This window comes from Methylobacterium sp. HJ2 (assembly GCF_056431005.1).
Genome location: NZ_JBWJYM010000002.1, coordinates 193917 through 207222, shown reverse-complemented (window position 1 = coordinate 207222; position 13306 = coordinate 193917). Strand labels below are relative to the sequence as shown.

Below are 13306 nucleotides of genomic sequence, written 5' to 3'. Positions count from 1 at the left end.
TAAACCTCATTCGTCAGCCAGCCCGATTATATGATATGCCAAGCTTTCCTACTGCATTAAGGTGATTGCAACGGTCGCGCCTCAGCTCACTCTGCGCTTTGACTGCACGGAGCGTATCCCATGAGCACCGATCGTCCCCCCGTTCTCTTCGTAGCTATCTGGGGGCTGTTCGCCGCCGTGATGCTGTTTGGCCAATATGAGATGACCAGCCATGGCATGAAGCTGGCCAGCCTCGTCGATGTCCAGGATCCCGAGATGATGATGCAGGTTGCATCCCTCGATTGACGGTGACGCACCCATGCCCACGACCTTGCCTATGCGCCGTCAAGCTGCCGACACCCCAGACAGGCGGCTGCTCCTGATCCTGATCGCGGTGGTGAGCGCGTTCATGGGCTTGGCTTTGATCGAGCCCGCCTTCACCAACACGTCAGCCGCGGCCGAAGGCGGTGATCCGTTCAGCGAGCTGGCCAACTTCTGAGGTCGGCCGTCTACTTAGGTCCTGATGGCTTGCGGTGCACATCTGCACAGCCATCATCAGCCCGCCCGGTTCCCGGCGCGCCGGGCTTTTTCATGCCTGAGGCTCGGCTTGAGCTATCCTTGTCAAAGCCAGGGCCGTCCTACGCGCCGCGGTGACCGCTTCGGCCTTCGTCAACCGGCGCTTGAGGCGGCGACGCCCTGCGGACCCAGGCCGCGATGGTGTTTAAAGGAAAGAAGGGTACCGGCAAGGGTACTCTCGGCAACGCGCTTTAAAAGTGCAGCTTAGACGGTGCCAGCCCTCTCACCGGCAGGCTTTTTTTGGCCCCACCCTGTAGGTCCCATGCTTAGCGTCTTTGGAACACTGAGAGGCAATCAAACGCGGAGCGCCTGAACAAGCCAACTTAATTCGACCGGCTTCTCGCAGTGGGGTACGTGTGCGAAGCGCATTGGCAGCGCGGTCTTCTCGTACCCAGTGGCGAATACGAACGGGATGCCTCGTGCCTCCAGCGCTTCGGCCACAGGATAGCTCATCACCTCGTGCAGGTTGATGTCCAGCACCGAGGCTTCGACCATCGTAGTCTCGATCAGCTCCAGGGCGTCCTCAACGCTCCCCACAGGACCGACCACCTCAGCTCCAAGCGCCCTAAGATCGGCGGCCAAGGTGTCGGCGATAAAGTAGTCATCCTCCACTAGGAGCACACGCCGCCCTACCAGCGGGTTCGTTGCAGAGGTCATGAGCGCCCAGCCTTTGTGCTGTCAGTGAGGGGCAGGTCCATGGAGCATCGCAGCTCAGCTTCACCCAGTTCGTAGCTCGTGCGTGCCTTGAGTACATAGGGCAGCGCCTTCTCGATCAGCTCGCGCCCGTAGCCGCGCCGGATCGGGCTACACTCCTGGGGGCGGCGGCTCCCTTCTTCCAGCCATGTAAGCGCAAGCCGCTGCTCTCCGGCATCAGCGGTGTACGTGTCCCAGCTCACCCACAGCTCACCCTGCTCGCTGGCCAGCGCGCCATACTTCCGCGCGTTGGTGGCGAGTTCATGCAGCGCCAGCGCCAGCGTCTGCACACTAGCCTTGCGCAGCACCACCCGCGGCCCCTCCAGGATTACGCGCTCGCCCAGGGCGGCCGCCCCGAGCGCGTCGAGTTCGGTCTGGACAAGGGCTCTGATGGTGATCGGCTCCTGGTCAGAGCGGGAGAGCAGGCCTTGCACGCGCGACAGAGCCGAGAGCCGGTCGTTGAACTGCGCGCGGAACTGCTCCGTGGGGCCGGTCTGCATCATGGTCTGCTGCGCGATGGCGCGTACCACCGTGAGCAGATTGCGGGTGCGGTGCTGCAGCTCGTCCACCATGACGGCTTGCCGTTGCTGCAGCTCGCGCAGCTCGTGGATGTCCATGGCCGCGCCGAACCACTCGGCCACACGGCCCTGACCGTCAAGGATCGGCACCTGCCGCACTAGGAACCAGCGGTACTGCCCGTCACGGCGGCACATCCGGTGCTGCACCTCGATTGGGCAGCCGTTCTGAACGCCGATACGAAACGCCTCGCGAGCAGGTTCGCGGTCGTGCGGGTGGATAGCCTCCAGCCAGCCGCCGTCATCCGCCTGCTCCTTCGTCTGGCCGGAGTAGTCGAGCCAAGACTGGTTCTCCGAATTCACGGTTCCGCTCGCGTCCGAGCGCCACAGGATGACGGGAACAAGGTTCACAAGAGCCCGGAACCGCTCCTCGCTCTTGCGCAGGCGCTGCTCGGAGGCGCGCCGGTCGTGAACGTCGATATTGAGACCCGCCCACCTGCGGATCGTTCCGTCGAGGTCCGCAATCGGCACAACGCGCACGTTCGACCAACGCCATGACGCACTCGCTGCGTGCCAGAGGCGGTATTCGTGATCGACGGCGCGCTTCGCCGCGACTGCCTCTTGCCACTTTCTGATCGTTTCGGCCCGATCCTCAGGATGAATGGCGTTGAGCCAGCCGGTACCGATCCACTCGTCAAAACTTTGGCCGGTATGAGCGCGCCACCCTGGACTGTCGGTCGTAATCAAACCCTCTGGGCTCGCCTCCCAGGCCGCCTGACTGAAGCCCTCGACGAGACCACGAAACCGCTCCTCGCTCTCGCGCAGGCGCTCCTCGACAGCGCGCCGGTCGCTCAGGTCGGCGGTCACGGCCAAGAGGGTGCTTGGCTGACCCAGATTGTGGTGCAGCGGCTGCACACGGCTGTTGGCCCAGAGGAACCTTCCGTCCGGGCGCAGGTAACGCTTGTCCAGTGAAGCGGGCTGATTGGTCCGGAGCGCCTCTCCGACGGCGGTCAGGCTTGAGAGGACGTCATCGGGATGAGTGACGTCCAAAATGCTGAGCAGCAGCACCTCCTCACGGGTACGACCCAGGATACGGCAGATCTCATCGTTGACCCGCAGGAAGCGGCCATCCTGCGCCAGTTCGGACAGACCCACGGCGGCGCTGCCGAAGATCGCGGCGAGTTGCTGATCACTCTGGCGTGCGATGGTCTCGGCCCGAGCGCGTCGCCTGATCTCAGCGCCAACCATGTGGACGTAAGCCACGCCTCCATCCTCCTCGTGCACAGGCGTGAGGACGGCGTCGAACACATCTGCTTCCGGGTCACCCTCACCGCGTGTGTCGAGTGGCTGGCCATGAACCTGCACCACCTCACCGGCAAAGGCACGCTGGTAGAACGGCTTGACCGTAGCCCAGCCCACCGGGAACGTGACCGGCAGAGGTTGGCCGAGAGCCGCAGGATGGTGCTCGCCGTAGAGAGCGGCAGCCGCATCGTTGTAGATCAAGAGGTGCTCAGGCCCACAGACGAGACTGGCAACGAGAGGGTTGGCCAGCACCTGCTCGACCATGACCTTGAGGCGAGACGGCCAGCACTGAACTGATCCGAGAGGCGTTACTGACCAATCGTGCGCGCGGATGCGCTCGGCCATTTCACCTCTGCCGGATGGCCACTCAGGGAGACCAGTCTGGCTGCCCATCTCGTCCTCCGACACAAATTCTTGGCGCTCATCTTAACTGAAATCGGACCAGCGCCACCCCCAAATCAGCTTATGGCAAGCACGAGTTGATGGTGCACGCCTCTGAATAGAGACACTACTATACGTGCTCCTCCAGCTCGACCATACAGAGGCGCCTGGCTTCCCGCAGGGCATTCGGTGCCGTAGCGCGTCCCACGCCAGCCCGCGCCCCAACGGCGTCCAATCTTGTGTGAAGCTGCAGTTCCTCTAGGCGGCTGCGGCAGGCCGCCATACGATCGCGCTTAGGCCGACCATTCCGGATCCAGCCCCATGCCGATCCGGCGCGAGCACCGCTTCTTCTACCCTATCGACTGGCCGCAGTTCTCGGCCGTGATCCGCTTTCGGCGCGCAGGCGGGCGCTGTGAAGGCTGTCGGCGCCCGCACGGGGAAACCGTCTGGCATCTCGGCGACGGCGTTGGTGGGACGCGCAGGCCGGTTCCTGGCGCGATGGGGCGGGGCAGATCGTTTGCCTTGCAGTCGATAGCGACGACGTGCTCGGGTCCATACGGACGACGCGGGTGGTTCTGGCCGCCGCTCACCAGAACCACGACACGGCCGACAACCGGGACGCCAACCTTGCGGCGTTCTGCCAGCGCTGCCACATGCTGCACGATCGACCCGAGCATCGACGGCGGCGCTGGGCCACCCTGTTCCGCAGGCGGGCTTTGGGAGACCTGTTCCGCGGGCCCTACGCGTCTTAGCGGAGTTTGCCGGCGCTTCCACCTGAAGGCGCCGACGACGCCAGGGCAGGGCTTAAAATAGATCCGTTCGCCGGCTGGCCGCTCTCATCCCCAATCGGCGGAACCGGCTCGATGCGTACCGCAAAGTCCCGGTGCCACACGCGCGACGCAGGATGTCGCACAGTCAAGCTGTAGGGTGCGTGCTAGCGTCAGGCGTCGATATCGGTGCGTCTTCCCTCATCGGGATCGGCAGCGGGCCGGCTGACCTGGATCGTGCCACCCATCCGCGTCGGCCGGCTCGCACCCCGCTCGCGGCTTGTCCTCGCGCTACTAGAAGATGGCGACAAGATCGACACCCGATCCGACACGGTTGAACAGGCACGCATGTCGGCGGTTCTGCTTCTAGGTGGCAGAAGGAGCGCCGATGCCTCGCTATTACTTCGACGTCCACACTGATCACGAGGTCGAGCAAGACGATGTTGGCGCCGAGTTCGACACCTTCGAAGAGATGCGCAGGACAGCTCAACGCTTGCTTCCGGACATCGCTCGCGAGGAGATCCCGAAGAACGGCGACCATCGATCAATCGCTGTGATCGTCACGGATGAGCACGGCCACCCAGTATACTCGGCCACGCTCACCTATGCAGGCCTCTGGATCAAGCGACAACCGCCCGAGGAGTAGCATCGTCAATTCTGTGGAGGACCTGGGAACGGGGCGCTACATCGCGGTACTGTCTGGATCGTCCTCGGGCGGATCTGGCAGCGTGACCGCCGAAGGCTTGGGCAGATCCTTCAGGAAGGTCAGGAGGGCCTCCGCAGTCCGTTGCTGGACCTGCTGAGAGGAAGGTTGCTTGGCCAGCGCGGCTCGAATGTCTGCAAGGAGAGATGTCTCGTCATCAGCCATTACGGCTTATGGTAGGCGGGTCGCGGCGCATGGGTAGGTCGAGACCGCCCAAGACCGGTAGGACGAGCGGATGAGATCGAGGACGAGCAGCCGCCGCGATCAGCAATCTATCAGCGCTGTCGCTCTGTCAGACTGACAGTCAGCCAGTCCGTCGCTGGGATGCGTACGCTCGTGCGTCCTGTTCTGCCCGTAGCTCCTTGATCTCGACCTGTAGTGCCTCGATGCACGCGTGCAACTCGCCGGCATCCACCGCGATCTCAACCAAGGTGTCCTGAGCCTCGGCAAGGGCGGCCCGCAGCTTGGCGTTCTCGATGGAGACGGCCAGGATTAGGGCTACGGTGGCGTCGGCCATCAGCTCAGGATAACCGCGCGGCGTCCTGCCGGCTGTCTCCGGGATGCACCGTGCTGTCCCGTCACGTAGCAGCGGTTCGGCCAGTCGCCGGAACCGACGCATGCTGAGGGAGGCTGGCTAGGTAGGTTGCCCCGCCGGCAGGAGAGGGGAGTGCGATCCTGCCGGCGAGGCTAGCGGCCGACGCCGGCAGGCTGTCGAGGTCGGACGGTGCACAATGCGATAGGCCGTGAGGTCAAGCTGGAGGCGGCGTGATACTGGCGAGGGCCGTGTCCGGCGGACTTCAATCCATTGGAGCGGCGGCGAGCTGGCTGATCTGGTTACTTGCCCCCCAACCGGATTGGCCGGCTCGCATCCTGTGGGGCCGTCGCGCCTCTAGTCAGCAATGACCTGCTGCTCAAGGAACACCAGCGGGGCCAGCAAGCGCGAGCCGTTCAGGATATAGAGCCCTCCGAAGAGCACCGACCCGAAAAACAAGATCGGGAGGGCGAGGCTCACGGATTTCATCACACCGACCTCAGAGGACCAGAATTCCGAAGGCCAACGTCTCTCCGCCGAGATCGGTCCATGGGGCGGTCGCGGATCCGCGCATGTGGCTCACCCACGTGTGGGCGGTCTCAACACAAGAGATCCGGCGCCTGGGCTAATTTGCCCCGTGGCTCGGCACTCTCGATGGAGACAACGAGGATCGGCCTGGCCGCTTGGTCGTTCCGTTTCACAGGCGCGCGATGGATACCTTTGCGAGACCTCCGATGCCGATAGCCTGCGCTGAGGCTTTCGACAGATCAATCACGCGCCGACCGACATAGGGGCCACGATCGTTGATGCGCACCACCACTGACTGGCCTGTGCGAGCGTTTGTCACCCGCACCTGTGTTCCCAGCGGCAAGGTGCGATGCGCGGCCGTCAGGGCATGCATGTTGAAGCGCTCGCCGTTGGCGGTCTTCCGACCGTGGAAGCCGGGACCGTACCAGGACGCGACACCCGCCTGCTGACCCGATGAGGCCGTGGCCTCGGCGCTGGCGCACAGAGCGCAGGCAAGCGTGAAGAGAGCTAGAAACGGCCGTTGGGCTCTGACGATCATCGTGCATTCCCACTGTTGTTCGAAGTGGGCCTGCTTAAGATCGGCAATTATGACGATAGCGGGATCATCGAATGCATGGCTGCTATGCTGTCATGCCCGCCTCGGATGTGGCGAAAACGTGCTGAGTACACGTGTCCGTTCCCCCGCAGGAGGCGCCTGAACCAATTGCTAGGCGGGGGCGAGAGCGTATTGCAAAGCCGGCATAGCCCTGAACCTTCCTCAGGCCAGAGCTCTGCTGCAGCTGTGCGCTGTCGGAGCACAGCCGCTCCAGGCCGACGCGGACCGTCACTCAGACGTTCAGACGCTCAGCTACGGGTGGGGTCGAGCTGCTGAGTGAGCGTGTCGATGGAGCGCTTGAGGGTCTGGATCGGCGCCTCGCTTCCGCCCAGCGCGCAGACAATTCGCTCCCGAACAGCACCAGCCTTCCAGCGCAGAGCTTGACCGTTTTCCGTCAACTCAACCCGTAGAAGCCGCTCGTCAGCCGGATCGCGCCCACGGCGCAGCAAGCCATCGCGCTCCAGGCGCTTGAGAAGCGGCGTCACCGTGCCAGGGTCGAGCCGCAGCCGACTGGCGATCTGCTTCACGCTCTGCCCATCCTGTTCCCACAGCGCCAGCAGGACCAGGTACTGCGGGTAGGTCAGCCCAAGCGGCTCGAGCAAGGGCTTGTAGGCTGCGGTGAAGGCATGGGCCGCCGCATAGACCGAGAAGCAGAGCTGCCGATCCAGGGGGAGCACGTCGGGGCCGGGGGAACCCTCGTCCGCTTGGCCGTCTGAGGTCTGCATCTGAGGCTCTGTGGCAAGCTGCGTCATGGGCATGGTGTAACATGATGAGGACCGCAAGGCATAGTCTGCTTAGGTGTTGACATCCAATGATTGGTTCTCTAACCATTGGACAACAAACGCAAGGGGGGGGCTAGATCATGCCGCGTATCGCTCGACCGCTCACACTCACTGCCGCCGCAGGAACCGGCATGGGCCTGATGATCTTCGGGGTCCTGGCCTTCGGTGGTGCGGGCCATGCCGAGACGCTCATCAGCAAGCCACTCCCGGCCCTGGTCGCTCTTCAGGCGACTGCTCCGGCCCTGCCAGCCGTTGGGACACGCGAGGCGCAGAGGAGCCCGGCGCAGGACCGTGCCGGACGCGTAGTGCGGGTGGTCTACCCAGGGCCTTACGCGCAGCGCTGAGGGGATGTGATGTTCCTGGCCGCTGTGCTGCTCCTCATGCCAGTTCTCCTGACCGCGCTGACGCTGGCGGTCGGTGGGCGCCTGGAGCCGTTCCCGAACAAGGACGACCTCTGGCAGCTGCCCCGCCGCTCGTCCGTGCTCTCAGCATCTGGGCTGAGACGATCCTGGTGAGGTAGGGCGATGCCGGTCTTCACATCTGCCGCACTCGACAGTGACCTGGACGAGTTCGTGATGCTGCGCACCGTCTTGCACGGTTCGGAGCAGGACGGATTGGCCCTGGCTGGATCAATCCCGAGCTGGGGCCGCACATCGGATCCAAAGCCGATCCGTCCCGCGCGGCGGAGAGAGGGGCCGCAGTCCGGCAAACGTCAGACCGCGCTGCATTCGGCCTATCTCGCCTGATCGGCTGTGCCGTATTGATGGGAAGGTCCCGAAGCTTCGAACGCCCGTTCGCCTAAGCGGCAATCGCCGTGGCAGCGGCAAGCTAGTCACGCTCCGAGTACCGGTGCCTCGGCTGTGGCAGGCGACGGGCGCCTAGCAACAGCACAGCTTTGAACTCAGTGCGGGTCTCGTCCTGCATCGGCAAGGGATGGGCATGGATTTTCTGGTAATCGAACTTACCGATGCGCAGCTGGCTGAAATCGAGTTTGTGCTTGTGCCCGGCGAGACAGCCGAGGCGTTCGTCGCCGCCGCAATCACCAGAGAGCTGAGGCACAGATCCGGCAGTGGTCTGGCGGGTGGCGTCAGTGAGCCTCCTGATCTGCACTGATAAGGCGACGAGCGCCCTCCACGACGCGATCGATGGGTTGGCTGAGGCTGTGGCGGGCGATAAAGGCTGCGGAGCCGTTGAGGCTTACTGGGTCGGACCCACCCGCACGCTGTTCTGACAGCGAGCCGCCTTCGCCATCATCACGAACTCTCGCGTGGTAAGATGGGGCTTGCGCAGTGCCGCTGAACAGTCGGCTTGGCTGGCATCGGTGTCGCCCGCGTTGACAGGGAAGCCTGAGCCGGTGCGCGGCACGTGATAGGAAAGCAGTGCCCTCAGCGCCGCTAACATAGTCGTCCCTGCAAATCCGTGTGGATAGGCTACGCAACAGCGGCTCGGTTTTTCACAAAATTCATTATTCTGGAAGGGGGGAGTTGTTGCATTGGAAGGCCACTGTCACGCTATGGCCACTCACCCGATCGTCCTCGCTATGGCTGGCGGGTTGTTCGTGGCCTTGCTCTTGGCCGCACTGCGCTGGATCAATCCTGGCTAACCTCAAGCGCGAGGTTGGTCCACAACGAAGTCACATTCCGTGCAAAACTAACCTCGACCAAATCTAGGTTGGTTCGAACGCCTTGCGCACGCTCTAGATAGCTTAGCCAGCTGCAGATCCAGCACGGATCCTGGCGTTCGGTAAGGCGTGTTCCTTCGCCTGTCCTAGACGGCGAAAGGCATGTCGTTGGCTTCGGAGACCCACTCGCTCAGCCTGCTCGTCCGCAAGCTCGAGCGCGTCACCAACCTCACTTCCAAGGAGCGTGAGGAGATCTTCAGCCTGCCGGGTGCAACACGCGTTCACCGGGCTCGCCAGGACATCGTGCGCGACGGCAGCACATCCGCTCACGTCTGCCTCATCGTGGAAGGCTGGGTCTGCCGCTACAAGCTGCTCAGCCAAGGCCGGCGGCAGATCTTGTCGTTCCACGTCCCTGGTGATGTGCCCGACCTGCACAGCCTGCACGTGCAAACCATGGATTACGGCCTCGGCACGCTCACCCCGGCCATCCTGTGCTTCATCCCGCACGAGAACCTGCGCAATCTCACCGTCCAATTTCCGACCATTGCTGCGCTCCTTTGGCGCGAGACGCTCATCGACGCGAGCATCTTCCGCGGCTGGATCATCGGCCTAGGGCGGCGCTCCAGCTACCAACGTACGGCCCACCTGTTCTGTGAGCTGTACCTCAGGCTGCAGGCGGCGGGGCTTGCCGAAGCGCATCGCTGCTCGTTGCCCCTGATCCAGATCGACCTTGCCGACGCGCTCGGCCTCACCCCCATTCACGTCAATCGCGTGCTGAAAAGGATGCGGGCCAATGGCCTGATCAGGCTGAAGAGTGGCGTCCTGGAGATCACCGCTTGGGACGAGCTGGTCAAGGCGGCCGAGTTCGATCCCACCTACCTGCAGTTTGGGGAGCAGGTCGCAGGCGCAAACGGCCATGTACCGGCCTGAGTTTGTCAGCGGCTGGAGCCGGTCGGCTCACAGCTGTGCTCCGTATTTGGGAACCTTGCAGGCTGCGAACACATCGCGGCCCGGTTGATTGACCTATCCTCAACATGCTTGCCCGAGGTGCTCAGTGCCGCGCTACACCATCGACACGGACGACGCGGCCTACTTCGTCTCCGGTGAGGACGGTGTCGTCTTCGACTGCCCGCACCAAGCCCGCGCAGAGGCGCACAAGACGCTGGGTGAGATGGTCCAGGAGACCATGCCTGACGGCAACCGCCGGACGTACAGTGCGACCGTGCGGGACGAGCACGGGCAGGAGATCTACCGGGTGACGATGACGCTGGACGGTGGGTGGATGGGGGCACCTCCCCCGTGAGCTGGGAGCGAGATCGTTGCATCGACGTGCTGAGCCAAGCGCCGATCGGCGGCGACCTCTACAAGGCTGCGGGCGCCATCTTCGCCGCTATCGACTGGTTAGCCGAGGCCGTCATGACTGGCGCTCCGAGAAAAAAGGCCCGGCTGTGAGGCCGGGCCAAGGGACTTACGCTTGGGGTTAAGAGGGACCGTTAGAAGCGGTAGCGCAGACCCGCGCTAACCGTAGCGTCGCCGCCGCCGGTCCGGGCGAAGCTGGTCGACCCCGTCAGGACGCCGCTCAGGCCGTTGCCGAAGTCGAGGTCCAGGCCACCGGCCACGCGGCCGTAGACATCATCCCCGAGCCGACCAGTCTGGGTCCGGATCAGTAGGGTCGGTGCGTAGGTCTGGAAGGACGTTACGGTGCGCACCCCGTCCAGGAAGTCGTGCTGGGCGGTCACGTTAAGGAATGGGCTCGCCAAGCCACCGAAGATCGGAAGGGTGGTGCGGATCTGGACGCCGCCGCCGGCCGTCAACCCTTCCAGGTTCTGTCGGCGCGTGCCAATGGTCAGCAGCGTGTCTCCACGCTCGCGGTAGGCATCGACGCTGACGTTGGCGTAAGCCATTTCGCCGACCGGACCGGCCTTGAAGGTGCCGAAGTCGAACAGATAGCCCGTCCGCGCTGCGACCGTGAACGTATCGCCGTCCGGCGAGGCGGTCAGGCGGTCGCTCATCACGCCCGGCCGGTCGAGGTTGTAGTTGTTGCGGCCATAGGTGCCGACCACGTCGGCGAAGAAGTTGGGGAAGGACAGCGAGGCGAAACCAGCGCCCTGGAAGCTGTCCATGTCGATCCGACCGTTCGAGAGACCACGCAGATCGACGCTGGTGTTCAGATAATTGAAGGCTGCACCGAGCACGAGGTTCGGGGTGGCCTGGTACAGCAGGCCGGCAGTGACACCGCCGAAATCGGCATTGAATGTGTTGCCAGTGCTGCCACCACCAGCACGGTTCTGGGCTGTGCGATCGACGTTGAGATAGGTGCCGAGTGCAAACAGGGAAAGCGGACTGCCGACCTGGACTGGGATGGTCACAGGCGGGGCAGTGCGGCCAGGGAGATCCGCCGTGAAGGTAGCAGGAACCGACATGGCCATGTTACGGCGACGCTCGGCGCTCAGGAAATCGATCAGGGTCGAGGAAAATGCCATGCCGGCACTCTGGCCCAGCTCCCCCTGTGGACCGATGGTCAGCGGAGCGCTCAGCTGGTTTGCGACGTAGGACGCGATGAGGCCATTCGTTTTCGCGGTCAGGTGAACGCCATCGACCGAGATGTACTGGTTCTCCACTGCGGGGTTCAGGTAGCCGACGAACGCGCAGGCCGGATCGGCACTGCAATTGCCGGTTGCCGCCTGCGGGACGTAACCGAAGGCGGCCGGGTTCGCTCGCAGCCGGTTCAGGAGGGTGTCAACATCGAAGTAATGGACGTTGATGCCTTGATTAGAGAACTGCTGCAGATAGCCCGGAAATTGTGTGTTGAACGATGCTGCCAGATCTTGATTGCTGGTGCGGAACGTCTGCTGGCTGAACACCAGGAACTCGCGGGCGCCCAGCCCAGCGAGCCGGTTCAGGGCTGTAACGTTGTTGTTCAGGATTGCGGTCACGCCGGCAGACCGCGCAGCGGCCGAAGCTGCCACTGGAATGGCCGTGATATCATTGTAGCCGATCCACAAGGTTACCAAGTCGCGCGACCCGAAGCGGCCACCGCGCGCGACGAACTGATCAATCTGATCCGGAACACCCCAGGAAAAGAACGGGGAAAGTAGGGGGTTGGGGTCCTGGTGAACCGATTGCGCGCCGCCGATCGCGTAATCATTGCTTGCGACGTAGGGCGTTCCGATCCGCCCCGGAATTTGCTCGAAGTACCCAGGCGCATTCGACCACCGGCCACCCTCGTAAAGGTGAGTTCCGCGGATGGCATCGATTGTACCCGTGGGATTATATCCGGTCTCGCGAGGTATCCGACCGTTGTCGGTCAAGCTGTCGCCAAAGCCATAGAGGCCAGAGTAGTAGCCAGATTGTGCCCAGCCGCTTCCTGCACCCAGCGCAATGAGGCTTGCTGAAAGCATCAATGTCTTGATCGAACGCTTCATCCCGATCTCCTCTTTTGTATTTCAGTCGAGGATAACCGGTGCCTGAAAGGGGGGCTTTCTGGATCGAGAACTGATTTATTAAAACGGGAACCCTAAGCGCTGGCACGCAGCTAAACTGTTACCGATTGTTGCGAAAATGTGACGGTGGCACACCTAGTACTTGCCGGAACGTTGCGGTCATCTGGCTGTGGTGGCTGAAACCCGATGCATAGGCAACTTCGGTCAAGGAAAGCTCTCCTCTTTCTATCAATGACCGAGCCAATTCTATCCGGCGCCTGATAATGAACTGGTGCGGGGATAAGCCCGTAGAGCGACGGAAGGCACGGCAAAAGTAGCGTGTGCTGACATTGAGGGCGGACGCTAAGTCAACGAGGCTCGGTCGACCGAGCAGCTGTGCTTCGATCATCTCCAGGGCTGTGTTAAGCTGGGATCGAGAAAGGCCACCGCGTAGCCCCGTCACCTCAGCCGCGGTCCATGGGGCCGGCATAGCGTGGTGGACGAGCGCCAGCACGACGGCCTGCATGAAGATTACCCCGCCAGGACTTCCGCTGCTCAGGTGGGTCGACATAGCGCCGAGAAGATTACGGATGACCGTATCCGCACCGTCGCACTCTCTCCGATAGGCAAAGTGCCGCTTAGAGACAGTCTGTTCGGCAACGTCGCGTTGTATGGCGGCGCCGACGAAGCCTGGCAAAATCCTGATGTGCTGACCGCGTGCAGACCCTTCCCACGCACCCACAAGATGGTCGCCGGGAGCGCTGATTGCTGCGCTTGGAGCGACGGTCTGAAATGGGGCTCGCCCTAACCCCAGGCGTTGACGGAGCGGATCTGGATGGGCAGCGATGTGCAAGCATGAGGTAACGACGTCCCAGGTCCCGCCTGGGCCGTACTCAACCTCAGCAAACTG

General features: G+C 63.1%; 19 protein-coding genes and 1 pseudogene. 11 read left to right on the top strand and 9 right to left on the bottom strand.

The genetic code is table 11. The annotated features are described in order from the left end of the window. Positions 1-120: 120 nt before the first annotated feature. Both ACS5RC_RS05590 and ACS5RC_RS05585 read left to right on the top strand, forming a co-directional pair. A complete protein-coding gene (locus ACS5RC_RS05590) occupies positions 121-285 on the top strand; it encodes a hypothetical protein (RefSeq protein ID WP_478342841.1) in 165 nt (54 codons plus the stop codon). A gap of 13 nt (positions 286-298) precedes the next feature. Beyond that, entirely contained in the window at positions 299-478 is a 180-nt protein-coding gene (locus tag ACS5RC_RS05585) for a hypothetical protein (protein WP_478342840.1), read from the top strand. 371 nt (positions 479-849) lie between these two features. Here the strand turns inward: ACS5RC_RS05585 and ACS5RC_RS05580 are convergent, their stop codons facing one another. Beyond that, positions 850-1212 (bottom strand): response regulator, encoded by a 363-nt coding sequence (locus ACS5RC_RS05580; RefSeq protein ID WP_478342839.1) that lies wholly within the window; start codon positions 1210-1212, stop codon positions 850-852. After that, positions 1209-3410: a PAS domain-containing sensor histidine kinase gene (locus ACS5RC_RS05575; RefSeq protein ID WP_478342838.1), complete on the bottom strand. Its 2202-nt coding sequence runs from the start codon at positions 3408-3410 to the stop codon at positions 1209-1211. Before ACS5RC_RS05575 ends, ACS5RC_RS05580 begins: the two co-directional genes overlap by 4 nt. Positions 3411-3767: 357 nt before the next feature. Between ACS5RC_RS05575 and ACS5RC_RS05570 the strand changes: the two are divergent. Further along, a pseudogene (locus ACS5RC_RS05570) lies at positions 3768-4198 on the top strand (hypothetical protein). Between the two features lie 403 nt (positions 4199-4601). Continuing rightward, entirely contained in the window at positions 4602-4859 is a 258-nt protein-coding gene (locus ACS5RC_RS05565) for a DUF6894 family protein (protein ID WP_478342837.1), read from the top strand. Positions 4860-4895: 36 nt separating this feature from the next. Here ACS5RC_RS05565 and ACS5RC_RS05560 read toward each other — a convergent pair whose 3' ends face one another. The 5 genes from ACS5RC_RS05560 to ACS5RC_RS05540 all read right to left on the bottom strand — a co-directional run bounded on the left by ACS5RC_RS05560 (position 4896) and on the right by ACS5RC_RS05540 (position 7296). Next, complete coding sequence (locus tag ACS5RC_RS05560; RefSeq protein ID WP_478342836.1) at positions 4896-5081, bottom strand: hypothetical protein; 186 nt, start codon at positions 5079-5081, stop codon at positions 4896-4898. A gap of 139 nt (positions 5082-5220) precedes the next feature. Continuing rightward, the gene (locus ACS5RC_RS05555) at positions 5221-5433 is read right to left on the bottom strand and encodes a hypothetical protein (protein ID WP_478342835.1); all 213 of its coding nucleotides are present in this window, start codon (positions 5431-5433) and stop codon (positions 5221-5223) included. Between the two features lie 372 nt (positions 5434-5805). Further along, complete coding sequence (locus ACS5RC_RS05550) at positions 5806-5928, bottom strand: hypothetical protein (RefSeq protein ID WP_478342834.1); 123 nt, start codon at positions 5926-5928, stop codon at positions 5806-5808. Positions 5929-6145: 217 nt separating this feature from the next. Further along, on the bottom strand, positions 6146-6514 hold the full coding sequence (locus ACS5RC_RS05545; protein ID WP_478342833.1) for a septal ring lytic transglycosylase RlpA family protein: 369 nt from the start codon (positions 6512-6514) through the stop codon (positions 6146-6148). 305 nt (positions 6515-6819) lie between these two features. Further along, positions 6820-7296, bottom strand: a complete 477-nt coding sequence (locus ACS5RC_RS05540) for a MarR family winged helix-turn-helix transcriptional regulator (protein WP_478342832.1) — start codon at positions 7294-7296, stop codon at positions 6820-6822. Between the two features lie 410 nt (positions 7297-7706). On the opposite strand from ACS5RC_RS05540, the gene ACS5RC_RS05535 reads away from it, so the two are divergent. The 6 genes from ACS5RC_RS05535 to ACS5RC_RS05510 all read left to right on the top strand — a co-directional run bounded on the left by ACS5RC_RS05535 (position 7707) and on the right by ACS5RC_RS05510 (position 10426). After that, positions 7707-7868, top strand: a complete 162-nt coding sequence (locus ACS5RC_RS05535; RefSeq protein WP_478342831.1) for a hypothetical protein — start codon at positions 7707-7709, stop codon at positions 7866-7868. A gap of 9 nt (positions 7869-7877) precedes the next feature. Beyond that, positions 7878-8099 (top strand): hypothetical protein, encoded by a 222-nt coding sequence (locus ACS5RC_RS05530; protein WP_478342830.1) that lies wholly within the window; start codon positions 7878-7880, stop codon positions 8097-8099. Between the two features lie 193 nt (positions 8100-8292). Beyond that, positions 8293-8466, top strand: coding sequence for a hypothetical protein (locus ACS5RC_RS05525; RefSeq protein WP_478342829.1), 174 nt, complete (start codon positions 8293-8295; stop codon positions 8464-8466). Positions 8467-9136: 670 nt separating this feature from the next. Next, positions 9137-9904, top strand: a complete 768-nt coding sequence (locus ACS5RC_RS05520) for a Crp/Fnr family transcriptional regulator (protein ID WP_478342828.1) — start codon at positions 9137-9139, stop codon at positions 9902-9904. Positions 9905-10028: 124 nt separating this feature from the next. Next, entirely contained in the window at positions 10029-10277 is a 249-nt protein-coding gene (locus ACS5RC_RS05515) for a DUF6894 family protein (protein WP_478342827.1), read from the top strand. After that, the gene (locus ACS5RC_RS05510; RefSeq protein WP_478342826.1) at positions 10274-10426 is read left to right on the top strand and encodes a hypothetical protein; all 153 of its coding nucleotides are present in this window, start codon (positions 10274-10276) and stop codon (positions 10424-10426) included. The genes ACS5RC_RS05515 and ACS5RC_RS05510 overlap by 4 nt, the downstream gene beginning before the upstream one ends. A 41-nt stretch (positions 10427-10467) precedes the next feature. Here ACS5RC_RS05510 and ACS5RC_RS05505 read toward each other — a convergent pair whose 3' ends face one another. Then, positions 10468-12399: an autotransporter domain-containing protein gene (locus ACS5RC_RS05505; protein ID WP_478342825.1), complete on the bottom strand. Its 1932-nt coding sequence runs from the start codon at positions 12397-12399 to the stop codon at positions 10468-10470. A gap of 118 nt (positions 12400-12517) precedes the next feature. Then, positions 12518-12805 carry a helix-turn-helix transcriptional regulator gene (locus ACS5RC_RS05500; RefSeq protein ID WP_478343419.1) on the bottom strand — a complete coding sequence of 96 codons (288 nt, stop codon included), beginning with the start codon at positions 12803-12805 and terminating at the stop codon, positions 12518-12520. 87 nt (positions 12806-12892) lie between these two features. Here ACS5RC_RS05500 and ACS5RC_RS05495 point away from each other — a divergent pair, with 87 nt between their 5' ends. Then, positions 12893-13204, top strand: coding sequence for a hypothetical protein (locus ACS5RC_RS05495; RefSeq protein ID WP_478343447.1), 312 nt, complete (start codon positions 12893-12895; stop codon positions 13202-13204). Positions 13205-13306: the final 102 nt, after the last annotated feature.

Excerpts from the sequence above, each read along its gene's own strand:
- ACS5RC_RS05590 (WP_478342841.1), top strand. The coding sequence starts at position 121 with ATGAGCACCGATCGTCCCCCCGTTCTCTTCGTAGCTATCTGGGGGCTG.
- ACS5RC_RS05585 (WP_478342840.1), top strand. The coding sequence starts at position 299 with ATGCCCACGACCTTGCCTATGCGCCGTCAAGCTGCCGACACCCCAGAC.
- ACS5RC_RS05580 (WP_478342839.1), bottom strand. The coding sequence starts at position 1,212 with ATGACCTCTGCAACGAACCCGCTGGTAGGGCGGCGTGTGCTCCTAGTG.
- ACS5RC_RS05575 (WP_478342838.1), bottom strand. The coding sequence starts at position 3,410 with ATGGCCGAGCGCATCCGCGCGCACGATTGGTCAGTAACGCCTCTCGGA.
- ACS5RC_RS05565 (WP_478342837.1), top strand. The coding sequence starts at position 4,602 with ATGCCTCGCTATTACTTCGACGTCCACACTGATCACGAGGTCGAGCAA.
- ACS5RC_RS05560 (WP_478342836.1), bottom strand. The coding sequence starts at position 5,081 with ATGGCTGATGACGAGACATCTCTCCTTGCAGACATTCGAGCCGCGCTG.
- ACS5RC_RS05555 (WP_478342835.1), bottom strand. The coding sequence starts at position 5,433 with ATGGCCGACGCCACCGTAGCCCTAATCCTGGCCGTCTCCATCGAGAAC.
- ACS5RC_RS05545 (WP_478342833.1), bottom strand. The coding sequence starts at position 6,514 with ATGATCGTCAGAGCCCAACGGCCGTTTCTAGCTCTCTTCACGCTTGCC.
- ACS5RC_RS05540 (WP_478342832.1), bottom strand. The coding sequence starts at position 7,296 with ATGCAGACCTCAGACGGCCAAGCGGACGAGGGTTCCCCCGGCCCCGAC.
- ACS5RC_RS05535 (WP_478342831.1), top strand. The coding sequence starts at position 7,707 with ATGTTCCTGGCCGCTGTGCTGCTCCTCATGCCAGTTCTCCTGACCGCG.
- ACS5RC_RS05530 (WP_478342830.1), top strand. The coding sequence starts at position 7,878 with ATGCCGGTCTTCACATCTGCCGCACTCGACAGTGACCTGGACGAGTTC.
- ACS5RC_RS05525 (WP_478342829.1), top strand. The coding sequence starts at position 8,293 with ATGGATTTTCTGGTAATCGAACTTACCGATGCGCAGCTGGCTGAAATC.
- ACS5RC_RS05520 (WP_478342828.1), top strand. The coding sequence starts at position 9,137 with ATGTCGTTGGCTTCGGAGACCCACTCGCTCAGCCTGCTCGTCCGCAAG.
- ACS5RC_RS05505 (WP_478342825.1), bottom strand. The coding sequence starts at position 12,399 with ATGAAGCGTTCGATCAAGACATTGATGCTTTCAGCAAGCCTCATTGCG.
- ACS5RC_RS05500 (WP_478343419.1), bottom strand. The coding sequence starts at position 12,805 with ATGATCGAAGCACAGCTGCTCGGTCGACCGAGCCTCGTTGACTTAGCG.